Raw genomic sequence first — 23,128 nt, 5'->3', positions numbered from 1 at the left:
AGTCAGGGCCGGAAGTTGTCGAACCGAATAACGGTCAGGACCGAAAGTAGCTGGGGTGAATTTCGGCTGTCAACGGCTGATATCAATCCGGAACAGCTCGGAGCCGCTCGTCATCAGCAGTTGGTGATCTCCGCGGACGCCGAGCCGCCGGTGGGCGTGCGCGACGAACAGCGTCGGGACGGCGTTCTTCCCCGGCGCGATCCGGTAGATCTTGTTCAGGTCGATGCTCACGTAGACGGCCTCCGAGGTGGCGACGATGTCGCCGCTGGAGTTCGTCGTCCCGAGCGTGAAGGACTTCTTCAGCTTGCCGCTGTCCGGCGCCAGGGCGAACACGGTCTTCCCGGCCACGCCCCACAGCAGCCCGTCCGGGCCCATCGTGACCGAGGACACCGTCGCGGCCTTGGCCACCGGCACGATCTCCCAGAGCTTCTTCTTGCTGGCCACGTCCCACGCGAATACTGTGCCCGACTCCCGGGTCGGCGGTGTGGTGGCCAGGCCGCCGGCGATCGACGTGCCGCCGTACACGATGCCGCAGTGCGAGGTGAGGCCGAAGACGGACTCGTCCTGGACGACGTTGCGGTACTTCTCCGAGGTGTTCGTCGTCGGGTCGTAGATCACCAGCGCGCCGCCCAGCCGGTCGCCGTCGGGGACGGTGCCGACCGCGATCTTGCCGTTCACCTCGGTGAGCGCGCGGGCGCGGGTCTGCAGGAGGTCGGGCTTGAGATTGAGCCGCTGAACCGGGTTGTCCGGCGTGCCGGGCGGTCCCGGGGAGTACTCCGGACTGCTCCAGGGCTTGCTCAGGTCGTAGTCGTACAGCCTGGCCTCCGGATAGGCGCCGATCCAGAGCTTGCCGTCCGATCCCTCCAGCAGGGCCTCGACCTGCGAGAACCGGTTGTATTTGGCCTCACCGGTCGTCGGGTTGACCACGGACACGCCGCCGTTCAGGAAGCCGCCGGCGTAGATGTTGTTCTTGCCGCCCGCCACGGACAGGATCTCGATGGGCTCCCGGCGGACCTTGGTCACGAAGATCTCGGACTTGCCGGTCTGCGGGTTGTACCGGAACTCCTCGCCGCGCCACAGCGTGCCGACGACGCTGGTGCCCGGGTAGTCCGGGAGGTTCAGGTCGGCGTACCCGATCGAGCGGGCGTTCTGGATCCGGCCGGTGAACGTCAGCCCGGTGCCGGTCAGCGTCTTGGTGGCCGGGTCGTACTTCTTCAGTTCGCTGCTCTGGATCAGGTACAGCGAGCCGTCCGCTCCGACCGGGGAGATGTCCAGGCCGTGCGCGTTCGGGATCTCGTCGACCCAGGTGCGGCTGGCGATGTCCCAGACGTACAGCGGGCCGGGGAACGCGGTGCTGATCCGCGCGTACACGCGCCCGCCGCGGGCGTTCAGGTCGTACACGACCTTGTCCGATGGGTCGCCGAGGCCGGGTGGCGACGGCAGTTCGGTGATCGCTCCGCTGGTCGCGTCGATCTCCATGATGTGCGCGTCGGGCATCGTGCCGGCGTACACCTTGCCGCCCGCGTAGTCGATGCTCTTCACGTACGTCTGACCCGCCAGGACGGTGCCGTAGTCGTGGATCGCGCCGGTCTTGTCGTCGTACCGGAACACCTTGCCGTTCGGGAACGTCCCGCCGTACACGTTGCCCTGGTCGTCGGTGGTGATCCGCCAGATGAACGACTCGGTCGCGATCGGCCGGCCGAGGTCCTCCACGCTGCCGCCCGGCCGCAGCCGGTACAGGTGGCCGTTGTTGTAGGTGCCGACGTAGATCGTGCCGTCGGGCGTCGCGGCGACCGCGTAACTGCCGTCCGCGCCGGGCAGCGCCGCGGAGAGCAGGCTGTCGCCGGTGGCCGGGTCGATGGCGTTCAGGTACGCCGGACTTCCGGTGGACACGTTCCAGATCGCGGTCTTGCCGTTCGGGCCGGGCGCGACAGTGCCTCCGATGAGGAGTACGTCGGACAGCGGCGTACCGAGTGAGACGACCGTGCCGACCGGCGGTTGGGGATCGGCCTGGGCCGGTGTTGTCGAACTTGTGACGAGCAGAGCGATGAGTGCGAGTGCGAGAAGGGAGCGGACTGATCGCATACGAATGCCTCCGGGGTGCCGTATTTACGGTCCTGTCCGAAAGTGAAGCTCTCGCGGCGTGGCCAAGTCAACGGCTCGGGACAATTTGCAGCTACTGACAGCAACGGGTCCGGTTACGGCCTCGGCCGTTAAAGCTTCGGCAGCGCGTCGAGCAGGTCGTGCAGCTTCTCGCGGGTCGCCGCGAAGTAGCTGTTCTCGCGGTGCAGCGCGCGGTGGAACGCGGCCAGCTCGGCCGCGGAGATCGTGTTCGAGAACGTGCTGATCTCGGTCAGGTCGAGCCGCCGGTTGAACAGGTGCACGGTGTCCCGCCAGCGGTGCAGCAGGCCGACGAGGTCGGCGTCCCGGTGCAGGCCGAGCGCTCCGGACACCAGCGCGAGATCGACGGCGGACACCACCAGCCGCGGGTACACCTGCCGGGTGCTCGGCGCGTCGGGCGAGAAGCGCTCGTCGTTCAGCAGCCTGGTGTTCTCGTGCAGCTCGTTCGCGACGGCCCGCAGGACCTCGGTACGGCGTTCCGACTCGGCCGTCAGCCGTTCCACGAAGATGCCGGTCAGACCGGCGACCAGGGTGAGTGAGTTGACCGCCGGCTCCCAGCGCGAGCCCTCCGGCCAGAAGAACCACAGGACGCCGAGAACGAAAGCCAGCGCGAGCAGACCGTACGTCACCAAACTGACGACGGTCCGCCGATTCGCCGTCCAGCGCGTAGCGGCTGGGGTCATCGGTCTGGCCGCGGGGAGATCACGTACGTCACAGCGGGGGAGAATCGCGAAGCCCGCTCATCGGGAAGCAGAGACTGTCGGTCCCCAGTGATTCGATGAGCGCCATGTCCCGGTTCCGGCTGTACCCGAGTCTCGCGCAGCGAAATGCGTTGCTGGAACAGTGCAAGCATGCCCGGTACATGTGGAACGTGGCGCTTGAGCAATGGTCGATGTGGACCCGCGACAAAGGCCCTACGCCGGGATACGTGGAGCAGGCACGGCAACTGACCGAGGCGCGGGCGGCGTTCGCGTGGCTGAGAGAAGGGTCGCAGACCGTGCAGCAACAGGCGCTGCGAGATTTCGACCGGGCCGTCAAGAACTTCTACTCTGGAACGCACCGGCGACCGACGTGGCGCAAGCATGGATTGCATGAGGGGTTCCGCATCGTCGGCCCTCAGACGAACCGCGTGGTTACGCTCAACCGGAAATGGGGGCGGATCCTGCTGCCGAAGGTGGGCTGGGTACGCCTTCGGCTGTCCCGTCGAGTGCCAGAGGCGAAGTCGTACCGGGTCGTTCGCGACCGCGCAGGACGCTGGTTTGTCGCCTTTGCCGTGATCCCGCAGCCAGTGCCAGCACCTGGTACAGGCGAGATGGTCGGGGTTGACCGCGGAGTCACAGTCTCGGCGGCCCTGTCCACCGGTGAGCTTCTGATCTGCCCTGCTCTGTCGGAACGTGAGAAGGAACGACTCAAGCAGCTGCAACGTCGCCTCGCTCGCTGCGTCCGTGGCTCCAACAGGTGCCGACGGGTCAAGGTCGCGATCGGCAAGCTGCACGCGGTCGCCCGCGACCGCCGGACGGACTGGGTAGAGAAAACCAGTACCGACCTCGCCCGACGGTTCGATGTCATCCGCGTCGAGGATCTGCGCATTCCTCAGATGACGAGCCGCCCCAAACCGAGGGCAGATCCTGCCCGACCGGGCGCGTACTTGCCGAACCTTCGTCGTGCCAAGGCTGGCCTGAACCGCGGGATCCTCGCGAACGCTTGGGGTGGCCTGGTCCGTCGTCTGGAGGACAAGGCCGCTGGGCGCGTGGAGAAGGTCGATCCTGCGTACACTTCGCAAACCTGCAGTAGCTGCGGGCACTGCGCACCGGAGAACCGTGAGAGCCAAGCGGTCTTCCGATGTGTGGCCTGTGGACACCAGGCGAACGCGGACGTGAACGCGGCAGTCAACATCGCGGCCGGGCGGGCCGTCAGCGCACGCCGAGAGACGCCCATTCGGGTCTCGCCGAAGCGTGAACCTCAACACGCTACCTCCGCGTAGCAGTTGGAATCCCCACCGTACGGCGGGGAGGACGTCAAGTGGCCCAGATGTCGTCGGCGAGGCTTCGTGCGGTCTCGCCGGCCCCCTCCGGTGCGAGCAGCAGCAACTCCAGGCCGAACGGGTTCGGGCGGCGGGCGTACCGGAACTGGGACTGGATCGCCTCGACCGGCGTCAGCTGACAGGCCTCGGTGAGCCGCTTCAGCCGGGTCGTGGAGTACTTGCGGGTGGTGTAGAGCCGGATCGTGTCGCCGATCGGCAGCACCGCCTCGGTGTGATCCGGCAGCTCCATCCGGATCTCTTCGCCGGTGTCGTTCTGCCAGAAGATCTTCACCAGCAGCGCATCCTCGTCCTCGACCTCGCCGATGAACTTGACCAGGTCGTTGTGGATCTTGAGGTCGGTGTTGTACCGCAGGGTGCTGGTGACGAACTCCGCGAACGCGCGGGTCTGGTGGTACTCGTCCGCGGCCGCGTCGGCGCTCTCCTGGTCGAGTCGCGTCGTACTGGCCACCTCGAGCAGCAGCCGGTCCTGCGGCCGCAGCACCCGGGTGAGCGTGCCGAGCAGCTCCTCGTCGCTCTCGAAGTTGGCCAGCGTGTTGCCGGTGAGGGTGAACAGGATCGGCTCGTCGTCGACCAGCCGGGCCAGCATCTGCCCGAGCTCCTCCATGTTGTCGGCGATCGAGAAGTCCAGCTGCACCGGCAGCACCTGGGAGACCGGGAAGCGGGCGCCGCGGACCGGCTCCAGGGTGCCCATCCGGAGCATCTCCGAGCTCATGTCGACCGGGATGTAGTACATGTCGGGGTTGTGCCGGCGCATGTCGCTGAGGATCGTGCGGTCCTTGACGCCGGTGCCGACACCGAGGCTGACCAGGTGGAAGCCGCCGTTCTCGACGTGCGGGCGGAGCTTGCGCCAGTGCCGCAGGAACGACTCCGCGCCGGCCTTCATGACCAGGTAGAACGGGTCGTTGGTCGCGTTCGCCCAGGCGATCGTCGGACCGATGCCCCAGTAGGAGAAGCCGGAGGTGATCTGCTTGCCGTCACCGGATGTCGAGAACGGTCCGCGCAGGTCGCCGGTCAGCGTCGCGAGTTTGTCCGTCTGGTCCTCGCCGACCAGTACCAGCGACCAGGCGAAGTCGTCGTCGGCCAGCGCATGCTCGAGCTTCCGGATCACGGGTACCGGCTCAGCCACGTCTCACCCCTCACATGATGAGAGGTCAGGTTATCGGTTACGGCCGACTACTGCCGGTCAGACCGGGGTGACGGCTTCGGCTTCGCGGCCCTTGGGGCCGTCGACGATCTGGAACTCGACCGGCTGGCCGTCCTCGAGCGTCTTGTACCCGTCGGAGACGATCTTGCTCCAGTGCACGAACACGTCGTCCTGCCCGTCGACGGCCAGAAAACCGTAGCCCTTGTCGGCGTTGAACCACTTCACGGTGCCGCGCACCATCGGAACTCCTAGACCACGGGACCCGCTGCACCCGGGCCCCTCGCGATCCACAAGCTTAATGGAGCCGATTCCGACGACGAGCGCAGTGCCCACGAGCGCCGCGCTGACCCAGAGCGGGCCGCGGAAGCTTCCGGACCCGATCGCGAGGCCGCCCAGCAGCGGTCCGGCGGCGGCGCCGACGTTGAGGGCGGCGGTCGCCAGTCCACCGGTCAGGACGGGGGACTCGGTGCCGGCGTACAGGGCGTACGAGATCAGCGTCGAGCCGACCGCGAAGGACAGCGCGCCCTGAACGAGGACCAGGGCAACGGTCGGTACGACGTACGCCGTGGTGAGGGCGAACGTGCACCACCCGAGCAGCAAGATGCCGCCGGCAACAAGTACGAGCCGGTCGTCGCGACGGTCGGCGTACCGGCCTGCGACGGTGACGCCCGCGAACGAGCCAAGCCCGAAGAGCGCGAGCATCACCGGGACCCAGCCCACTCCGAGCCCTGTGACCTCGGTGAGCACCGGCGAGAGGTAGGTGAACGAGCAGAACGTCGCGCCGTTCACGAGGGCGCCGAGGAGCAGCAGTACGGCGAGCTGCGGCGTCACCGTGAACCGCCCTACGGTCGTCGGGCCGGTCGTACGGTCCGGGACCGAGCGCAGGATCCCGAGCAGCGCCGGGAGCGAGATGATGGCGACCGCCCAGAACGCGGACCGCCAGCCGAGATACCGGCCGAGCACGGCACCCGCCGGTACGCCGACGATGCAGGCGAGCGTCGTACCGCCGAGAAGGACGGAGGTCGCGCGGCCCTTCGCGTCCGGGCGGACCAGGGCGGCGGCGGTGGCGAGTGCGATGGCCAGGAAGCCCGCGTTCGCGAGCGCCGCGAGGATCCGGGTGACCAGCAGAACCGTGAAGTCGCTGACCAGCGCGCCGACCACATGGACCGCGAGGAACACGGTCAACGTCACGAGCAGCGTCCGGCGGCGCGGCCAGCGGGCACCGAGTACGGCGACTGCCGGGGCGCCGACGATCATCCCGAGCGCGAACCCGGACGTCAGCCAGCCGGTGGTGGGAATCGAGACGCCCAGGTCCTGGGCGATCTCCGGGCCGAGCCCGGAGAGCATGAATTCAGAGGTCGCCTGGGCGAAAACGGCCAGGCCAAGGAGGTACAGCACGAAAGGCATGGAAATGCTCCGCAACCATGAGAAGACGGGTATGAGTCGTCTCCGGCGGTTCCGGGCGAGTTACACGGAACGGCCGGTGGTTACGGTTTGTCTGCCTCCGGGCTGGACATGCGGGTCAGTTTAGCCGCGATGCGACGCGGCCAGGCCCAGGAGGCCCGCGGTGACCAACAGCAGAGCGCTGGTCACGCCGAGGTCGTCGGTCTGCAGTACGCCGTTGTCGGTGAGCATCCAGATCGTGGCAGCGCCGGTCAGGACCGTGCCGGCCACCACGCCGGGCACGTCCGGCTTGGTCTTTCGCTGCTGGCTCATCCGCGCTCCACTTTGATACTGCCCAGCCTGAGGTCCAGGTCCAGGGTGACCTGCTGCGGGCCGGCCTTGCCGTCCGTGCCGAGGTCGTTGAGCTTCAGTTCGGCATTATGTCCGTCCTGGTGCTGGTTGAGGAAGGCAACGTCTCCCATCTCGGTCGACATCGTGCCCTGCACGTCCACGTCCTGCGGGAGCCTGACGACCACCTCGCCGAGGCCGCCGTGCACCTCGACCTTGGCACCCGGGCCGAACTTCGCCTGGGTCAGGTCCAGGTGCACCGACCCGGCGTCGAACTGGTAGCTCGTTCCGGTCGCGGTGATGGTCTGGCTGGCCGGCGCGACGTAGTTGGTGTCGGCGAAGTTGCGCGGCACACCGGCGAACACCGTGCTCGCGATGGCGCCGAGGGCCAGCAGGATGCCGAGCGGCAGCAGGGCCAGCGTGCGCCCGACGAACCCGCCGAGCAGCATGCCGCCGCCGAGCGTGGCCAGGCCGATGATCAGCATGGTCGCCGTGGGGGCACCCGCCAGCGCGGCGATGCCGATCGCGATGCCGGTCAGCACGACGATGATCGACTTGATCCCGCGCATGCCCTTCGCGGGCGGTCCGGCGGGGGTGCTTGCGACCGGCGAGGTGGTGCCGGCCGGCTCGTCGACGTACAGGCCGAGGGGGTCGTCCTCGGTCCACACAGCCTGGACCGGTTCGACGGTGCGGTCCTGGGGTCGCTGTGTGGCCGAGGACGACGGACCCGCCGGGGGAGCTGACGGGTCGGTCTGAGGAGGCGTGTACGCCGTGGTCTGCTGCGGACCGGAGTACGCCGGAGAAGTCGGGGGCGCCGTGTCCTGCGGGCGCTGCCCCTGCTTGTTGTTGCCCTTGCGCTGCTTCGCGATCAGCCAGATGACGCCCACCACGATCAGCGGGCCGGGGACGAAGCGGCCGAAGTTGAACGACGACATCATCGCGATCGCGATGAACACGCAGGCGCCGATCACCACCGGCCAGAACCACGGGTGGTCGGTCCGGACCCGGTCACCGAGCACGCCTTGCGCGGCGGAGCGGTCACTGCCCTCGTCGGGCATCAGGACCCAGGCGGCGATGTAGAAGATCACGCCCGGACCGCTGATGATCAGTACGGCCATCACCACGCGGACCAGCACCGGGTCGATGTTCAGCGCGCGGCCGATGCCGCCGCAGACACCCGCGACCCAGCGGTCCGACCTGCTGCGCCGCCAGCTCTGGGGGTTCTGCAGGCGGTCGCGGTCGAACCCGGCGGGTCCACTCTGGTTCTGCTCCATGCCATCGATACTCGCGCGATCTCACCCCGGATCACATCCGGGATACCCCCTGAGGACCCCCGGAGTCACCCGCGGGTTCGGGGTTCTCCCCGAGCCGACCCTGAGCCTGGCGGGCGGGCGCTGAGGAGGCGGCCGGGGACAAGCCTGCTGGTGTCGGGCCGGTCCACATGTGACGATCGTTGTGATGAGCCAGCCAGCAGCCGCGCCGCCGGGCGGGTCCTCCGCGAACGGAGCCCCACCCGAGCCTTCCCCTGGGCAGAACCAGGACCAGTGGCGCTTCAAGGGCTGGGGACCGCAGGGCCCAGGTCAGTACCAGGGCCCGTACGCCGCCTACGCCGCGCGGATGGGCAACCAGGCCGGCTCGGGCGGACCGACATACTCGTCCACGCCGCCACCGCGGCCGGCCGCGGAGCCGACTCGTCGGGCGTACCGGCGTACCGAGGGGCGGGTCGTTGCCGGTGTGGCCGGCGGGATCGCGGACCACCTCGGCGTGTCGGACACCGTCGTACGGCTGGTGCTGATCGCGACCACGGTGTCCGGCGGCTTCGGCGTACTGATCTATGCGGCGCTGTGGTTCCTGATGCCGCTCGCACCCGAGACCGTGCCGGATGCGCCCGGCCTGGCCGCGCACACGCGGAAAGGCCTGCGCACCGACGAGCCCGCGCCGCCGGTCGCCGAGGCGAAGCAGCGGAAGCGGGAGAAGAGCCGCGGGCAGCTGCCCGCACTGGTGGCCATCGGCATCGGTCTGGTCCTGCTGCTGCAGGTCGCCGGGCTCGGCATCGCCGGGAAGCTGTTCTGGCCGCTGGTGTTCGCCGCGACCGGTCTGGCGCTGATCTGGCGGCAGGCGGACGAGAGCCAGAAGGACAAGTGGACGCGGGACGTCCGGGTCCCGATCATCGGCCTGGTGCTCGGCAAGGGCGGCTGGAAGTCGCTGATCCGGATCGCCGTCGGGCTGGTCCTCCTCGGCACCGCGGTCACCTTGTTCCTGGTCCAGAACGGCCGGCTCTCGATGGTCGGCGACGTACTGATCGCGCTGCTGCTCGCCGTGGTCGGGATCGGGGTCATCGCCGGGCCGTGGGTGCACCGGCTGACCCGGGACCTGAACTCCGAGCGCGCGGAGCGGGTGCGTTCGCAGGAGCGCGCCGACATGGCCGCGCACCTGCACGACTCGGTGCTGCAGACGCTGGCGCTGATCCAGAAGCAGGCCGAGGACCCGAAGGCGGTGGCCCGGCTGGCGCGCTCGCAGGAGCGCGAGCTGCGGTCCTGGCTGTACGACGAGGAGCACGACGCCGACCAGACGATCGTCGGCGCCGCGAAGCAGGCGGCCGCCGAGGTCGAGGACTCGCACGGTGTGCCGATCGAGGTGGTCACGGTCGGCGACTGCGACCTGAGCGAGCCGCTGGCGTCGATGGTCCGGGCCGCCCGGGAGTCGATGGTGAACGCCGCCAAGCACTCCGGTGCGGCGAAGATCGACGTGTTCGTCGAGGTGGACGGCGACCGGGTGGAGATGTTCGTCCGCGACCGCGGCAAGGGTTTCGTCGTGGACGAGGTCCCGGACGACCGGCTCGGCTTGCGGCACAGTGTGATGGGCAGAATGGAACGGCACGGCGGACGCGCGACGGTGCGGTCCGATTCCGAGACAGGCACCGAAGTGCGACTGGAGATGGACAGATGAGCAGCAGGCGCGTTGTCGTCATCGACGATCACGACATGTTCCGGGCCGGGGTACGCAGCGAGATCGGCACCGCGGTCGACATCGTCGGGGAGGGAGCCGACGTCGACAGCGCGGTCAAGGCGATCGTCGGCGCCGAGCCGGACGTCGTACTGCTCGACGTCCACCTGCCGGGCGGCGGTGGCACCGAGGTGATGAAGCAGGTGCACCAGCGGCACCCGGACATCAAGTTCCTCGCGCTGTCGGTGTCCGACGCCGCCGAGGACGTGATCGGCGTGATCCGGGCCGGCGCCCGCGGGTACGTCACCAAGAACATCTCTGGCACCGAGCTGGTCGACGCGATCAACCGGGTCGCCGAGGGCGACGCGGTGTTCTCGCCGCGGCTGGCCGGGTTCGTGCTGGACGCCTTCTCCGGCGCCATCGACATCGCCTCGGTGGACGAGGACCTGGACCGGCTGTCGCAGCGGGAGCGTGAGGTACTGCGATTGATCGCGCGGGGCTACGCCTACAAGGAGGTCGCCCGCGAGCTCTTTATCTCGGTGAAGACCGTCGAGACCCACGTCTCCTCGGTACTGCGGAAACTCCAACTCTCCAACCGCCACGAACTGACCCGCTGGGCCACCGACCGCCGCCTGGTGTAACCAGCCCCAACGCGGCGGGTTGGTTGGAAAACCCGTATCGACGCGGGCCCCTGACGAATAGGCTCGCGCTCATGACCGACGGGGATCCGGCGCTGTGGAGGACGCTGGCGGCCGCTGGTCTGCCGGCAACCGGGCGCTTTGTTCCCAAGGCCGGCTGGGTCAGCCGCGTGTGGGTCGGCGACGAATACGTCGCACGACTGAACACCGACGAACGGCACCGCGACGCGTATCGCCACGAGGCTGCAGTCGTCAGCCTGCTCGCCGGCAGCGAGGTCCCACACGCCCGGCACCTCGCCCACGGCGACGGCCCGGACGGGCCGTGGTACGTCTCCGAACGCCTGCCCGGCCGAACCCTGTACGACGCGTGGCCGGCGGCGGACTCGTCGACGCGCCAAGCAATGATCGAGAGCCTCGGCGCTGCGTTGCGTGCACTGCACCGGATACCTGTCCCGGCGGGCCTGCTGCCGCCCTGGCTGGCCGACGCGCTCGCCGGGAAGAAGCCGTGGGCTGCGTTCCATCCACCTGTGGTGAGTGCGGCGCTCCAGCTGGTCGAGGATGCCCGGCGACTGCCCGGTCATGACTCGCGCCTGCTCGCGGATGTCGCCGTTTGGATCCGGGAGCGGCTGGCGTTGTTCGCCGCCGACGAACCCGTCCTCGTCCATGGTGATTTACATGGATCCAACGTGATCGTCGACCAAGGACGCGTCACCGGTCTTATCGACTTCGCGGAGGCATTGGCTCAGCCGGCGGATGTCGAGCTGGACACCATCCTGCGCTGGTGCGCGAGGGCGCGAGAGTACCCACCCACACCCGACAAACAGGGGCTCGACGAGACCACACTCACACAGGTCCCCGGATGGCTGCACGGCGCGTATCCGGAGCTGTTCGAGCGCGAGCATCTGCGCGAGCGGTTGAACTTCTATGACATGTACGGGGAGCTCGCGCTCTACGCACACCACCCCCAGCCTGACATCCGCGAAGTGGCGCAGGACCGCATCGCTCGCCTGCTGTCCGGCCATAACCATCTAGACGGACTCGTCTGGTAGTACGCGACGGTGGCACGAAGGAGCCCACGTGAAGCTCGACGTTCCCGATGAAGTGCGGAACAAGGTCATCGCCGACGGAAACGCCGCGTGGCTCGACGAGCTGCCCTCGATCGTGGAATCTCTGGCGCGGGAGTGGTCATTGACCATCGGCGGCACGTTGCGCGGCGGCCACGCGGCGTTCGTTGTCGAGGCAAGACTCGCTGACGGAGCGGCGGCTGTCCTCAAGGTCGGCGTTCCGGGGACTCAGCGCGATCTGACCTTGGAGGCGACCGCGCTGCGCCTTGCTGACGGTGACGGCTGCGCGAGCCTGCTGCGCGACGACCTCGACCGCGGCGCACTCCTGCTCGAGCGACTCGGGGCTGCCATCTGCGACGTCGTACCTGATCCCGCGACCCGGCAGGACATGCTGTGCGATGTCGCTGCCCGGCTCTGGCGGCCGGTCAGCCCCGAGGTCGACCTGGCGACGGGCGCCGACAAGGCACGCGAGTATGCCGACCTGCTGCCGAGACTGTGGGAAGAGACGGGTCAGGCGTGCTCGGAAGCGACAGTCGAGGACGCCCTCGCGTGCCTGGACCGTCGTCGCCGCGCCCACGACGACCGGCACGCCGTGCTCGTACACGGCGACGTCCACGACCTCAACGTGCTTCAGGCGGCGGACGGCACGTTCAAGCTCATCGATCCGGATGGCCTGCGCGCTGAGCGAGCGTACGACCTCGGCACCATCATCCGAGCCAATCCCGACCTCGGTGACGACCTGCACGCCAGGGCGAAGCGGCTGGCCGCCCACACTGGTGTGGACGCCACGGCGATCTGGGAGTGGGGAACGATCCACCGCGTCGTCAGCGGCCTGCGCAGCCGACAGATCGGGTTCCAGCCGTTCGGTGATCTGTTGCTCGCCGAGGCAGATCGACTGACAGCCGGCGCCCACGGGCCGGGCGGTGGTCAGTAGCGATGCGTGGGGGTCTTAGCGGCCGGAGGAGGTGTAGGGGAGGAGGGCCATTTCGCGGGCGTTCTTGATTGCTCGCGCGACCTGCTTCTGCTGCTGCACCGTCAGGCCGGTGACGCGGCGGGAGCGGATCTTGCCGCGGTCGGAGATGAACTTCCGCAGCAGCGCGGTGTCCTTGTAGTCGATGAAGGTGATGCCGTCGCGGTCCAGTGGATTCTGCTTCGGCTTGCGCTTGCCGGTGGGTACCGGGCGTCTGGCCATGACGGCCTCCTTTGTTGAATGTCGTTTTCAACTAGCGTAGCGCAAGGTCTCAGCGGTGGCGCGTTTCGGCCAGTGCAGAGATTCGCCACTCCGATCCTTCGGTCCGGGCTTGGTGGCTGTTATACCGTCGACTCTTATGGAGCGGAATCTCACAGCCGATCAGCTCGCGCTCTTCGAGAAGGAGTTCGCGTCGAACCCGCAGTACCGGGTGATGCAGAACGCCGTCACGCAGACGCCGGTCAACAGCATTGCCCTGGATCGCCAGGTCGTCACGTCGATGGACCACTCGGTGTCCAATCTGCTGGACGACTGGAAGGTCACCAATCAGAAGAAGAGCGGTCGGTGCTGGCTGTTCGCCGGGCTGAACCTGCTCCGCGCCGGCGCGGCCGACAAGCTCGGGGTCAAGGACTTCGAGTTCTCCCAGAACTACCTGCTGTTCTGGGACAAGTTCGAGCGCTCGAACTTCTTCCTCGAGGCGATCATCGAGACCTCCGAGCGGGACGCCGACGACCGAACCGTCGCGCACCTGCTGTCGGACCCGATCGGTGACGGCGGCCAGTGGAACATGTTCGTCGCGCTGGTCCAAAAGCACGGCCTGGTGCCGAAGTCGGCGATGCCGGAGACCGAGAGCTCGTCGGCGACCGCGCAGCTGAACGACGCCCTCCGCAAGCTGCTCCGGCAGGGCGCGCGCGACCTGCGGGCGCTCGACACCGACGACGCCCGCCGCGACCGTAAGCGGGAGATCCTGACCACCGTGCACCGGGTGCTGAGCATCCACCTCGGTACGCCGCCGCAGAAGTTCCTGTGGCAGTGGAAGGACAGCGACAAGGGCTTCCACCGCGACGGCTGGACCACGCCGACCGAGTTCGCGGCCGCGTACGTGCAGCTGCCGGTCGACGAGTACGTCTGTCTCGTGCACGACCCGCGGGAGACCAGCCCGGTCGGCCGGACCTTCACCGTCGACTTCCTCGGCAACGTCATCGACGCCCCGCCGGTGGTCTACCTGAACGTCGAGATCGACCTGATCAAGCAGCTCACCCAGGACGCGATCGTCGGCGGCGAGCCGGTCTGGTTCGGGTGCGACGTCGGCAAGCAGATGAACTCCGACCTCGGCTTCTGGGACGCCAAGCTGTACGACTACGGCGCCGTCTACGACACCGAGTTCACGCTGGACAAGGCCGAGCGGCTGGTGCACCACGAGACGCTGATGACCCACGCGATGCTGTTCACCGGCGTCGACGTCGTCGACGGCAAGCCGCGCCGCTGGCGGGTCGAGAACAGCTGGGGTGACGAGAAGGCCGACAGCGGCTTCTGGACCATGAACGACTCGTGGTTCGGCGAGCACGTCTTCGAGGTCGCCGTACGCCGGTCAGCGCTGCCGGCCGACCTGCAGGCCCGCCTGGACGAGGCCCCGATCGTCCTCCCCGCCTGGGACCCGATGGGCGCGCTAGCCGATCAGGCCTAGCGCTTCGGCGGGACGCTCGAGGGTCGGCAGGTGGCCGGCCCACGGGAGGTGCAGGCGCTCCGGGTTCGGTAGGCGTTCTGCCAGGTAGTCCGCGCTGTCGGTGAAGAACTTGAAGTCGTGCGCGCCGGTGATCAATCGCACCGGCGCGCCGATCTTCTCGGGCTCGACGGCGTACTCCTCGTTGTCCACGTCGTCGCCCGCGGCGAGTTGCAGGTCGAAGGCGCGTTTCTGCATGGCGCGCAAGAGCTCACGGGCGTCGTCGTCGGCGTCCGGACCGATCCAGCGCCGTACGGTGAGGTCGGTCGCGCCGTCGACGTCGCCGGCCTCCAGCAGCGCGTTCTCCTCGCCCCAGAGCGCCCGGAGCTCGTCGTCCGGCTCCACGTTGTCGGTCGGCGCACAGAGCAGCACGAGACGGGCGAACCGCTCGGGCGACCGGCTCGCGGCCTGCTGTACGACGTACCCGCCGTACGACGCCCCGACAGCCGTCACCGCAGTGGAGCCGACCTCGTCGAGCACCGCGAGCACGTCGCCCGCGTCGGAGTACTTGGCACCCGCCTCCAACGGCGTCTCGCCGTACCCGCGCAGGTCCAGCGTGATCACCCGATGGCTCGCCTTCAGCTCTTCCACCTGCCGGGCCCACATCCGGGCATCGGCCACGCCCGCGTGCACGAGCAACAGATCCGGGCCGTCCCCGGCCACGTCATAAGAAATCGTCATGGCTGCACCTTCCACGGCCCGAGACCAGTGAGCAAACCGATATAGGTCCTGTCTGGTAACCCAGCGCCTACTGCGGAGCACTCGGCACGGCACCTCGCCGCACGGGTGCAAAGGCCACGATGCTCCGCATCGAGACCTTCGCCCCCGCACGCCGAGCCACCGCACCGAGCACCTCCTCGCTACGGCGCTGGATCACCAGACAGGACCTAGAGGCGGACGACGGTGAACGCCTCCGCGTAATGGTTGGCAGGATAGCCCGCAGCCGCGGCGACGGCGGCGAAGTTGCGGCGGATGCCGGTGCGGAGGCCGTCCGGGTCGCGGTGCTGGCTGGTGTGTGACATCAGGGCCGCCAGCTTCTGGTCGAAGGTGTCGGTGATGTCGACGTAGTGGTTGGCGACCGGGTGGTCCATCATCCAGAGCTCGCCGACCTCCCAAGCCTCCTCGGTCAGGTCCGGGTACGCGTACGGGTTCCCGGCGGCCGGGTAGAACGCGCGGACCGTCGCCTCCGCCGCGGCCAGGTGGTCGGGGTGGGAGACCTGCAGGCGGTGCCACGAACGCTCGGGCGACTGCGTGAGCAGCCGCCGCGGACGGACCTTGCGGATCACCTGGCTGATGTCGCGGACGAGCTGTGCGGTCGGCTCGACGGACCCGTCCTGGTACCCGAGGAAGTGCAGGTCGCGGACCCCGACGTGCTGCGCCGCGGCGGTCTGCTCGGCCCGGCGTACGGCGGGAATCTCGGCGCGGTCCCGATCCGGCTCGAAACCACCGGCCTGCCCGTCGGTGACGATGCAGTACTGGACATCGAGACCGGCCTTGGTCCACAGCGCGACCGTGCCGGCGCCGCCGAAGTCGATGTCGTCCGGGTGCGCGACGACCACCAGAACCCGTTCGATCTCGTCGTCCGGTCGCGGATCAGCCTCAGGCACGGTCACAGCCAGACCCTAACCGCTTGCCCAGGCAGGCACAGTTGGACTCATGGAGTTCGGTGGGGTCTGCGACCCCCAGGACGCCGGCTTCGACCAGGACCGTCTCGCGCAGGCGATCGGCCTGATCGAGGCACGGGGCGGGGTCGCGCAGCTGTGCGTCGTCCGGGACGGGCGGACGGTGGTCGACCGCTCCTTCGGGTGCTCACCGAACGCGTTGTTCTGGCTCTTCTCCGCAAGCAAGCCGTACCTCGCGATCGTGGTCCATCAACTCGTCGAATCCGGGCGGCTGCACCTCGACGACGGGGTCGCGGCGTACTGGCCCGAGTTCGCGCAGAACGGCAAACGCGAGATCACCGTCCGCGAGGTGCTGCGGCACCGGTCCGGCGTCTCGAACGCGGGCTCGTACGTCGGCGAGGTCCGGGCGATGACCGACTGGGACCGCGCGGTGCGCCGGATCGAGGAGGCCAAGCCGCGGTGGCCGATCGGGACCGTCGCGTACAGCCCGCTGGCGTTCGGGTTCATCCTCGGCGAGGTCGTACGGCGCTGCAGCGGGACGCCGATCGACGAGCATGTACGACGTACCGTCCTCGAACCGCTCGGCGTCGCGGACACGTACCTCGGGCTGCCCGCCGAGCTCTGGGACAGGCACGTGCCGATCCGCGCGTCGGGTCCGCTCGGGCCGTTCATCCAGTCCGTCGTGAACCGCCGCAGTACGCGCGAGGCCGTCGTACCCGCCGCCGGGATCTCCACGACCGCACGCGATCTGGCAGCGCTCTACCAGGCGTTGCTGGAGGGGCGGCTGCTGCGGCCGGAGTCGCTCGCGGTCGCCCTCGAGCCGAGCAGCGAGGGCGTGTACGACCCGGTGGCGCGGGCACCGGTCCGGTGGTCCCAGGGCTTCCAGCTCGGCGGCCCGCGGTGGATGGAGGGTGCCGTGTCGTCCTTGGGCTCACTGAGCAGCCCGCGGGCGTTCGGCCACAACGGAAGCAACTGCTGTGTCGGGTGGGCCGACCCGGATCGCAGGATCGCGTATGCGTACCTGACCAACCGGGTCGGCCGCCCGCAGCCCGACCTCCTCCACCATGCCGCCGTTGCCGACAAGGTCCTCGCAGCCGCCGACTAGGTGAGCACGGGGACCGGGCTCCGCTCGCTGATCACGTGGTCGACGATGCCGTACTCCTTGGCGCCGGCCGCGGTCAGCACGTGGTCGCGATCGGTGTCGTGCCGCAGCCGCTCGATCGTCTGGCCGGTGTGCCGAGCCAGGATCTCCTCGACCTGGCCGCGCACCCGTACCACTTCGTCCGCCTGCAGGATCAGGTCCGGGATCGTGCCCTGACCACGGCCGGCCGGTTGGTGCAGTACGACGCGCGCGTGCGGCAGGAGCGCGCGACGCCCCGCCGTACCCGCCGCGAGAAGCACCGCCCCGGCGGAGATCGCCTGGCCGACGCCGTACGTCGCGACCGGCGACTGGATGTACTGCATCGTGTCGTAGATCGCGAGCATCGCGGACATGTCGCCGCCCTCGCAGTTGATGTAGAGGTTGATCTCTGCCTCTGGATTGTCCGTCTCCAGGTGCAGCAGCTGCGCGATGATCGCGTTCGCGACACCGGAGTCGATCCCGGTCCCGAGGTAGATGACGCGCTCGGTCAGCAGGTGCGAGTAGACGTCCATGATCCGCTCGCCGCGCGGGTGCTGGGCGATGACGTTCGGGATCGTGTAGCTGCTCATGCTGCCGCCTTCCTGGGCATGACCTGGTCGAAGGACTCGACGATGTGGTCGATGAAGCCGTACTCGCGGGCCTGGTCGGCGGTGTACCAGTGGTCGTGCAGCGAGTCCTCGTGCACGATGTCGAACGGCTGACCGGTGTCCTCGGCGATCAGCCCGAGTACGGTGTCGCGGATGTGCCGCAGGTCGTTGGCCTGGATCTCGATCTCGACCGCGGATCCTCCGATGCCGGCCGATCCCTGGTGCATCAGGACGCGGGCGTGCCGCAGCGCGTAACGCTTCCCCGGCGTACCGGCCGACAGCAGGAACTGCCCCGCGCTGCACGCCAGCCCGATCGCCAGCGTCGACACGTCGCAGGGCACCAGCCGCATCACGTCCCGGATCGCCAGCATCGACGGCACCGAACCGCCGAGCGAGTGGATCCAGAAAGCGATGTCGGTGTCCGGGTCCTCGGCCGCCAGCGTGAGGATCTGGGTGGCCAGCAAGGTCCCGTTGTCGTCGTCGAGGACTCCGTCCAGTACGACGATCCGCTGCCCGAGCAGCCGCTGCCGGGCGGACTCGTTGAACATCGGCGGTTTCATGTCTTCTGCCATGTCATCCACACTGACCCGGCGAACGGCGCGGTCCCAGCTTTTCTGCTGACGGCAAGTCTGCCCACAGCGAAGCGGTACCTGTGGCAGTCTCCTGCGAGTGATTTTGACCGACGATCTGTCCGAGCAGGAGCGCACCCTCCTCGAACTGACGGCCACCCCGGCCGCGACGCTGCTCGGGGCGGTGTCGATGATCCTGCGTACGACGTTGTTCAGCGAGGACCCGGCCGCCTGGGTCGACATGTGGCAGGCGCGCCCCGACCTCGCCCGCATCGAGTGGATGGACGGCCCCGAACTGGCCGACGTCGTCGCCCACCTGGCGGCGAAGGACTACGAGGGCACCATCGAAGGCGTCCCCGGCCTACGCATCACGTCGTACGACGACCACAACGCCAAGATGCACTGGCTCGGCGCCCCGACCCCGGTGACGCTCCACCTCACCCGCCAGCTGTCCTAGAGAACGCCGGCCAGCAGCTCGTCGAAGCCGGCCGGGAACGTGTGACCGAGCCCCGGTAGCCGCTCGATCCTGCAGCCGAACCCGGCGAGCTGTTCAGCCGCACCGTCCACGACCTCGAGCAGATCGTCGTCGGTCCCGATCCAGATCGTTGCCGGCGACAACTTCCCGCCCGCGTACGCCGGAAGCTCACGCAACGCCGGCGCCAGGGCAAGCACACCGGCGACCGGCGCCGGCCGCCCGCTGAGCGCCCAGTCGAGAGCCACCCGCCCACCCGCCGAGAACCCCGCCGCGACCACCGGCAAGCCGCCGACCTCGGCGGGCAACTCGTCCAGCGCACGGGCAATGTCCGCGCGGGCCTGCTCGGGATCCGGCCAGGTCCGGTACATCGGCGACATCCGCCGCGACGACTGCACACAAACCAGCGCGTACCCGAGCTCCAGCACCCCGCCCCAGTTCGCTTGCGCATGCCCCGCCGTCTGCCCGGCGCCATGCAACGCAACCACCAAGCCCACCGGCCGATCGGGTACGTCGACCAGCGCCGGAACCGGATCGTCGGCAACCCGAGCCCCCGACACCGCGACCAGCTCCTCGAACTCGGACCGCCCACGCAACCCAGCGAGGTCGTCGTCCTCCACCAGGATCGCGGGCGCCCACCACGCACCCGCCGTACTCGCGTCCTGCAACACCCGCAGCGCCCCATCTGCGTCACCGTCCACGCCCAGCAGGCAGGCCTTCAGATGGGCGAGCTCCGCGGACCACGCCTCCAGGCCGTCGCTCTCCGCGTCCAGCAGGTCCGCGGCGGCGCGGTAGCGGTGGTCGTTGTACAGGACCTCGACCCGGTCCACCAGGTCGTCGTACCGCAGCTCGGAGGCGTCCATGGGCCTGATCCTCGCAGCCCCGGACGCGCAGTTCGAACCCGTTTTCGGAAAGTGTCTGCGGGAGCGCCTAAGGTGTTGGGTGATGACCACTTTGTTCTCGCCTGATGAGCTCCCGGTGCCGCTGGAGGAGCCGAAGACGTCTCGGACCGACCCGGATGCGCTGCTCGAGGGACTGAACCCGCAGCAGCGCGCCGCCGTGGTGCATGCCGGCAAACCGCTGCTGGTGGTGGCCGGTGCGGGGTCGGGGAAGACGCGGGTGCTGACCCGCCGGATCGCCTACCTGCTGGCGGCCCGCGACGCGCATCCCGGCTCGATCCTGGCGATCACGTTCACCAACAAGGCCGCCGCGGAGATGCGCGAGCGGGTGGTGGACCTGGTCGGCCCGCGGGCGAAACTGATGTGGGTCTCGACGTTCCACTCCTCGTGCGTTCGGATCCTCCGCCGCGACATCAAGCGGTTCGGGATCAACTCGACGTTCTCGATCTACGACGACACCGACTCGCGCCGGCTGATGACGCTGGTCTGCCGCGAGCTCGACCTGGACATCAAGCGGTACAACCCGCGCGCCGTGCTGAACTGGATCAGCACCCAGAAGAACGAGTTGATCGACCACGAGACCTCCGCCGCGAAGGCGGAGAACCATCTCGAGGAGACCTACGCCGAGTGCTACCGGATCTACCAGGAGCGGCTCGCCCAGGCGAACGCCCTCGACTTCGACGACCTGCTGATGACCACGGTCAACCTGCTGCAGGCCTTCCCCGAGGTCCGTGAGTACTACCGGCGCCGTTTCCGCCACGTGCTCGTCGACGAGTACCAGGACACGAACCACGCGCAGTACACGCTGATCCGCGAGCTCTGCGGTGTGGACGCCCCTGATCACAACGGCCCGACCGCGCCGCCTGCCGAGCTGATGGTGGTGGGCGACTCCGACCAGTCGATCTACGCGTTCCGCGGTGCGACCATCCGCAACATCCTCGCCTTCGAGGAGGACTTCGCCGGCGCCGAGACGATCCTGCTCGAGCAGAACTACCGCTCCACCCAGACGATCCTGACCGCGGCCAACGCGGTGATCAGCCGGAACGAGGGCCGCAAGGCGAAGAACCTCTGGTCCGACCAGGGCCAGGGCGAGCAGATCGCGGTGTACGTCGCGGACAACGAGCACGACGAGGCGCAGTTCGTCGCCGACGAGATCGACCGGCTCGCGGACGCCGACAGCGTGAAGCCGTCCGACGTCGCGGTGTTCTACCGGACCAACGCGCAGTCCCGGGTGTTCGAGGAAGTCTTCATCCGGACCGGCCATCCGTACAAGGTGGTCGGCGGCGTCCGGTTCTACGAGCGCAAGGAGGTCCGCGACGCGCTCGCGTACCTGCGTGTCCTGATGAACCCGGAGGACACCGTCTCGCTGCGCCGGATCATGAACGAGCCGAAGCGCGGGATCGGCGACCGCGCCGAGGCCGCGATCGAGGCGCTCGCCCAGCGGGACCGGATCTCGTTCGCGCAGGCGATGCGCCGGGCCGAGGACGCCCCGGCGATGGCCTCGCGTTCGGTGAACGCGGTCCAGGCCTTCGTCGACATCCTCGACGAGCTGACCGCGATGGTCGACTCCGGAGCCCCGCCGGACGACATCCTCGACGTCGCCCTGCACCGCTCCGGGTACTACGAGACGCTGCAGAAGTCCCCGGACCCGCAGGACGAGACCCGCCTGGAGAACCTGGACGAGTTCATCTCGGTGGCGCGCGAGTTCGTCGAGGAGCGGACCGCCGCCGGCGAGGCCGCCGACCTGCAGGCGTTCCTGGAGCGGGTCGCGCTGGTTGCGGACGCCGACCAGATCCCGGACGCGGCAGACGACGGCGGCGTGGTCACGCTGATGACCTTGCACACCGCGAAGGGCCTGGAGTTCCCGGTGGTGTTCCTGACCGGCATGGAGGACGGCGTCTTCCCGCACTCGCGGTCGCTCACCGACCTGAAGGAGCTCGAGGAAGAGCGCCGGCTCGCGTACGTCGGCATCACCCGGGCCCGGCAGCGGCTCGCACTATCGCGTGCCGCGGTGCGTTCGGCGTACGGCGCTCCGCAGCACAACCCGCCGTCGCGGTTCCTGGAGGAGCTTCCAGCCGAGCTACTCGACTGGCGTCGCGACGAGTCTGCGATCACCCGTTGGTCCGGCACCGGGACGACCCGTGGCAGCGGGATCCCGAGCCGCTACGAGCCGGCCCGCAGGACGGCGTCCGACAAGCCTGTGATCAGCCTGAACCCGGGCGACCGGGTGGTGCACGACAGCTTCGGGATGGGCACCGTCGTGGTGGTCCGCGGCGAGGGCCAGCAGGCCCAGGCCGACATTGATTTCGGCTCTGAAGGTGTCAAACGACTCCTGCTCCGGTACGCCCCAGTGGAGAAGATCTGAGCCCCCGGGTCATCTATGCCGTGAAGGAGCCCGACTCTCCGGGCGGTGGGATCAGGGTCCAGGCCCGCCACGTCGAGCTGCTGCGCGCCGCGGGGATCGAGGCCGCGCTGTGGTTCCGCACGCCGGGCTACCGGCTGCCGTGGTTCGAGACGACCGCGCCGATCCTCGGGAACGACCAGCTCGAGCTGGGCGCCGACGACCTGCTCGTCGTACCGGAGCTGTACCTGCTGCCGGGGGTGGATCCCGCGCCCGGCGTGCGGAAGGTGATCTTCAACCAGAACCACTTCCTGACCTTCTGGTCGTGGCGCGACACTGCCGGGTATCCGGGTTGGGACCCGGCGCCTGAGGTCTGGGCCGTGTCGCAGGAGAGCCATGACGTGCTCGGCCGGCTGCATCCGGAACTCCCGGTCCGCCTGGTCCCCAATCCGATCGACACCGACCTGTTTCGGCCCGGGCCGGCGCGCACCCGCCAGATCGCCTGGATGCCGCGTCGTCGTCCGCTCGAGGCGTCCGTGCTGGAGCGGCTGCTGCGGAACGACCCGCGAGCCGACGGAGTCCAGCTGGCCGTCCTCGCAGAGCTCAGCGAGAGCCAGGTGGTCGAGGCACTCGGCCGGACCTCCGTGTTCGTCGCACTGGGGATCTCCGAAGGCTTCGGCCTGCCGGTCGCGGAGGCGCTCGCCGCCGGTTGCCTGGTCGTCGGATACCCCGCAGGCGGCGGCGAGGAGCTGTTCGACGCGCCTGGCACGTGGCGGATCGACGACGCGCGGCCGCATCTGCTCGCGGATCGGGCGCTGGAGCTGGTCGACGTACCGGCGGAGGATCCCGTCCGTGGTGCGGCGCGGGATTGGATCACGGAGCGTTACTCCCCGGCGGTGACCGCCGAGGCCCTGCTGGCCGCAGTCGATGCGGCGTGGGCATTACCGGGCCGCGCAGGCGTCGCAACCCACCCGATCGTCTGGCCGGATGACCCGGTCGCCGCCGCCGAGCAGGCCCATCCGTGGCGGCCTTGAACAGATCCAGGTGAAGCTTTGTGGGGGTTTGCGTTGCATCTGACCCGGAGATTGAGACAATCAAGGATCTTCGGCCCCCTCC

The 23,128-nt window shown here is 68.8% G+C and carries 22 protein-coding genes and 1 pseudogene; 10 read left to right on the top strand and 13 right to left on the bottom strand.

What is annotated here, in order from left to right:
• Nucleotides 1–69: 69 nt before the first annotated feature.
• Nucleotides 70–2,085 (bottom strand): ligand-binding sensor domain-containing protein, encoded by a 2,016-nt coding sequence (locus E0H45_RS32705; protein WP_131344618.1) that lies wholly within the window; start codon nucleotides 2,083–2,085, stop codon nucleotides 70–72.
• Nucleotides 2,086–2,213: 128 nt separating this feature from the next.
• The gene (locus tag E0H45_RS32700; RefSeq protein WP_131344616.1) at nucleotides 2,214–2,804 is read right to left on the bottom strand and encodes a hypothetical protein; all 591 of its coding nucleotides are present in this window, start codon (nucleotides 2,802–2,804) and stop codon (nucleotides 2,214–2,216) included.
• A gap of 95 nt (nucleotides 2,805–2,899) precedes the next feature.
• Between E0H45_RS32700 and E0H45_RS32695 the strand changes: the two genes are divergently transcribed.
• Nucleotides 2,900–4,105 (top strand): RNA-guided endonuclease InsQ/TnpB family protein, encoded by a 1,206-nt coding sequence (locus E0H45_RS32695; protein WP_238155464.1) that lies wholly within the window; start codon nucleotides 2,900–2,902, stop codon nucleotides 4,103–4,105.
• Nucleotides 4,106–4,139: 34 nt separating this feature from the next.
• Here E0H45_RS32695 and E0H45_RS32690 read toward each other — a convergent pair whose 3' ends face one another.
• The 5 genes and pseudogenes from E0H45_RS32690 to E0H45_RS32670 form a co-directional block, all read right to left on the bottom strand.
• Nucleotides 4,140–5,291, bottom strand: coding sequence for an L-histidine N(alpha)-methyltransferase (locus tag E0H45_RS32690; RefSeq protein ID WP_131344614.1), 1,152 nt, complete (start codon nucleotides 5,289–5,291; stop codon nucleotides 4,140–4,142).
• A 57-nt stretch (nucleotides 5,292–5,348) separates the two neighbouring features.
• Nucleotides 5,349–5,549, bottom strand: a complete 201-nt coding sequence (locus E0H45_RS32685) for a cold-shock protein (protein ID WP_131345895.1) — start codon at nucleotides 5,547–5,549, stop codon at nucleotides 5,349–5,351.
• Between the two features lie 24 nt (nucleotides 5,550–5,573).
• Nucleotides 5,574–6,716, bottom strand: a pseudogene (locus E0H45_RS32680) (Cmx/CmrA family chloramphenicol efflux MFS transporter); the annotation flags it as partial.
• Between the two features lie 120 nt (nucleotides 6,717–6,836).
• Complete coding sequence (locus tag E0H45_RS32675) at nucleotides 6,837–7,025, bottom strand: hypothetical protein (protein ID WP_131344612.1); 189 nt, start codon at nucleotides 7,023–7,025, stop codon at nucleotides 6,837–6,839.
• Nucleotides 7,022–8,314, bottom strand: coding sequence for a PspC domain-containing protein (locus E0H45_RS32670; protein ID WP_131344610.1), 1,293 nt, complete (start codon nucleotides 8,312–8,314; stop codon nucleotides 7,022–7,024). The genes E0H45_RS32675 and E0H45_RS32670 overlap by 4 nt, the downstream gene beginning before the upstream one ends.
• Nucleotides 8,315–8,498: 184 nt before the next feature.
• On the opposite strand from E0H45_RS32670, the gene E0H45_RS32665 reads away from it, so the two are divergent.
• From E0H45_RS32665 to E0H45_RS32650, 4 genes are all read left to right on the top strand, one after another.
• Nucleotides 8,499–9,989, top strand: a complete 1,491-nt coding sequence (locus E0H45_RS32665; RefSeq protein WP_131344608.1) for a PspC domain-containing protein — start codon at nucleotides 8,499–8,501, stop codon at nucleotides 9,987–9,989.
• Complete coding sequence (locus tag E0H45_RS32660) at nucleotides 9,986–10,627, top strand: response regulator (protein ID WP_131344606.1); 642 nt, start codon at nucleotides 9,986–9,988, stop codon at nucleotides 10,625–10,627. Before E0H45_RS32665 ends, E0H45_RS32660 begins: the two co-directional genes overlap by 4 nt.
• A gap of 71 nt (nucleotides 10,628–10,698) precedes the next feature.
• Nucleotides 10,699–11,673 (top strand): phosphotransferase family protein, encoded by a 975-nt coding sequence (locus E0H45_RS32655; protein WP_238155463.1) that lies wholly within the window; start codon nucleotides 10,699–10,701, stop codon nucleotides 11,671–11,673.
• A 28-nt stretch (nucleotides 11,674–11,701) separates the two neighbouring features.
• On the top strand, nucleotides 11,702–12,622 hold the full coding sequence (locus E0H45_RS32650) for an aminoglycoside phosphotransferase family protein (RefSeq protein WP_131344604.1): 921 nt from the start codon (nucleotides 11,702–11,704) through the stop codon (nucleotides 12,620–12,622).
• 15 nt (nucleotides 12,623–12,637) lie between these two features.
• Here E0H45_RS32650 and rpsR read toward each other — a convergent pair whose 3' ends face one another.
• Nucleotides 12,638–12,880 (bottom strand): 30S ribosomal protein S18, encoded by a 243-nt coding sequence (gene rpsR, locus E0H45_RS32645; protein WP_131344602.1) that lies wholly within the window; start codon nucleotides 12,878–12,880, stop codon nucleotides 12,638–12,640.
• Between the two features lie 136 nt (nucleotides 12,881–13,016).
• On the opposite strand from rpsR, the gene E0H45_RS32640 reads away from it, so the two are divergent.
• Nucleotides 13,017–14,345, top strand: a complete 1,329-nt coding sequence (locus E0H45_RS32640) for a C1 family peptidase (RefSeq protein WP_131344600.1) — start codon at nucleotides 13,017–13,019, stop codon at nucleotides 14,343–14,345.
• Here E0H45_RS32640 and E0H45_RS32635 read toward each other — a convergent pair.
• Nucleotides 14,328–15,062 (bottom strand): alpha/beta fold hydrolase, encoded by a 735-nt coding sequence (locus tag E0H45_RS32635; RefSeq protein ID WP_131344598.1) that lies wholly within the window; start codon nucleotides 15,060–15,062, stop codon nucleotides 14,328–14,330. The genes E0H45_RS32640 and E0H45_RS32635 overlap by 18 nt on opposite strands.
• Before the next feature lie 206 nt (nucleotides 15,063–15,268).
• A complete protein-coding gene (locus E0H45_RS32630; protein WP_238155462.1) occupies nucleotides 15,269–15,994 on the bottom strand; it encodes a PIG-L deacetylase family protein in 726 nt (241 codons plus the stop codon).
• Between the two features lie 43 nt (nucleotides 15,995–16,037).
• On the opposite strand from E0H45_RS32630, the gene E0H45_RS32625 reads away from it, so the two are divergent.
• Nucleotides 16,038–17,108, top strand: a complete 1,071-nt coding sequence (locus tag E0H45_RS32625) for a serine hydrolase domain-containing protein (RefSeq protein WP_131344594.1) — start codon at nucleotides 16,038–16,040, stop codon at nucleotides 17,106–17,108.
• Here the strand turns inward: E0H45_RS32625 and E0H45_RS32620 are convergent.
• Nucleotides 17,105–17,713, bottom strand: a complete 609-nt coding sequence (locus E0H45_RS32620) for a ClpP family protease (RefSeq protein WP_131344590.1) — start codon at nucleotides 17,711–17,713, stop codon at nucleotides 17,105–17,107. The genes E0H45_RS32625 and E0H45_RS32620 overlap by 4 nt on opposite strands.
• The gene (locus tag E0H45_RS32615; protein ID WP_131344588.1) at nucleotides 17,710–18,303 is read right to left on the bottom strand and encodes a ClpP family protease; all 594 of its coding nucleotides are present in this window, start codon (nucleotides 18,301–18,303) and stop codon (nucleotides 17,710–17,712) included. The genes E0H45_RS32620 and E0H45_RS32615 overlap by 4 nt, the downstream gene beginning before the upstream one ends.
• 97 nt (nucleotides 18,304–18,400) lie before the next feature.
• Between E0H45_RS32615 and E0H45_RS32610 the strand changes: the two genes are divergently transcribed.
• Nucleotides 18,401–18,757, top strand: coding sequence for a hypothetical protein (locus E0H45_RS32610; protein ID WP_131344586.1), 357 nt, complete (start codon nucleotides 18,401–18,403; stop codon nucleotides 18,755–18,757).
• Here the strand turns inward: E0H45_RS32610 and E0H45_RS32605 are convergent.
• The gene (locus E0H45_RS32605; RefSeq protein ID WP_131344584.1) at nucleotides 18,754–19,635 is read right to left on the bottom strand and encodes an alpha/beta hydrolase; all 882 of its coding nucleotides are present in this window, start codon (nucleotides 19,633–19,635) and stop codon (nucleotides 18,754–18,756) included. The two genes, E0H45_RS32610 and E0H45_RS32605, sit on opposite strands and share 4 nt — an antisense overlap.
• Before the next feature lie 82 nt (nucleotides 19,636–19,717).
• On the opposite strand from E0H45_RS32605, the gene pcrA reads away from it, so the two are divergent.
• Together pcrA and E0H45_RS32595 are read left to right on the top strand one after the other, a co-directional pair.
• Complete coding sequence (gene pcrA, locus E0H45_RS32600; protein ID WP_131344582.1) at nucleotides 19,718–22,036, top strand: DNA helicase PcrA; 2,319 nt, start codon at nucleotides 19,718–19,720, stop codon at nucleotides 22,034–22,036.
• Nucleotides 22,037–22,056: 20 nt separating this feature from the next.
• Nucleotides 22,057–23,046, top strand: a complete 990-nt coding sequence (locus E0H45_RS32595) for a glycosyltransferase (protein WP_131344580.1) — start codon at nucleotides 22,057–22,059, stop codon at nucleotides 23,044–23,046.
• The last annotated feature ends 82 nt before the right edge of the window (nucleotides 23,047–23,128 follow it).

It is taken from the genome of Kribbella soli (assembly GCF_004331345.1).
GTDB lineage: Bacteria > Actinomycetota > Actinomycetes > Propionibacteriales > Kribbellaceae > Kribbella > Kribbella soli.
The sequence above is the reverse complement of the archived record's forward strand: the minus strand, read 5'-3'. Positions and strand labels throughout refer to the sequence as shown.

Bases quoted from the DNA above. Each gene is read 5' to 3' on its own strand.
- E0H45_RS32705 (WP_131344618.1), bottom strand. From the start codon at position 2,085: ATGCGATCAGTCCGCTCCCTTCTCGCACTCGCACTCATCGCTCTGCTC.
- E0H45_RS32700 (WP_131344616.1), bottom strand. From the start codon at position 2,804: ATGACCCCAGCCGCTACGCGCTGGACGGCGAATCGGCGGACCGTCGTC.
- E0H45_RS32695 (WP_238155464.1), top strand. From the start codon at position 2,900: ATGAGCGCCATGTCCCGGTTCCGGCTGTACCCGAGTCTCGCGCAGCGA.
- E0H45_RS32685 (WP_131345895.1), bottom strand. From the start codon at position 5,549: ATGGTGCGCGGCACCGTGAAGTGGTTCAACGCCGACAAGGGCTACGGT.
- E0H45_RS32675 (WP_131344612.1), bottom strand. From the start codon at position 7,025: ATGAGCCAGCAGCGAAAGACCAAGCCGGACGTGCCCGGCGTGGTGGCC.
- E0H45_RS32670 (WP_131344610.1), bottom strand. From the start codon at position 8,314: ATGGAGCAGAACCAGAGTGGACCCGCCGGGTTCGACCGCGACCGCCTG.
- E0H45_RS32665 (WP_131344608.1), top strand. From the start codon at position 8,499: ATGAGCCAGCCAGCAGCCGCGCCGCCGGGCGGGTCCTCCGCGAACGGA.
- E0H45_RS32660 (WP_131344606.1), top strand. From the start codon at position 9,986: ATGAGCAGCAGGCGCGTTGTCGTCATCGACGATCACGACATGTTCCGG.
- E0H45_RS32655 (WP_238155463.1), top strand. From the start codon at position 10,699: ATGACCGACGGGGATCCGGCGCTGTGGAGGACGCTGGCGGCCGCTGGT.
- rpsR (WP_131344602.1), bottom strand. From the start codon at position 12,880: ATGGCCAGACGCCCGGTACCCACCGGCAAGCGCAAGCCGAAGCAGAAT.
- E0H45_RS32640 (WP_131344600.1), top strand. From the start codon at position 13,017: ATGGAGCGGAATCTCACAGCCGATCAGCTCGCGCTCTTCGAGAAGGAG.
- E0H45_RS32635 (WP_131344598.1), bottom strand. From the start codon at position 15,062: ATGACGATTTCTTATGACGTGGCCGGGGACGGCCCGGATCTGTTGCTC.
- E0H45_RS32625 (WP_131344594.1), top strand. From the start codon at position 16,038: ATGGAGTTCGGTGGGGTCTGCGACCCCCAGGACGCCGGCTTCGACCAG.
- E0H45_RS32620 (WP_131344590.1), bottom strand. From the start codon at position 17,713: ATGAGCAGCTACACGATCCCGAACGTCATCGCCCAGCACCCGCGCGGC.
- E0H45_RS32615 (WP_131344588.1), bottom strand. From the start codon at position 18,303: ATGGCAGAAGACATGAAACCGCCGATGTTCAACGAGTCCGCCCGGCAG.
- E0H45_RS32605 (WP_131344584.1), bottom strand. From the start codon at position 19,635: ATGGACGCCTCCGAGCTGCGGTACGACGACCTGGTGGACCGGGTCGAG.
- pcrA (WP_131344582.1), top strand. From the start codon at position 19,718: ATGACCACTTTGTTCTCGCCTGATGAGCTCCCGGTGCCGCTGGAGGAG.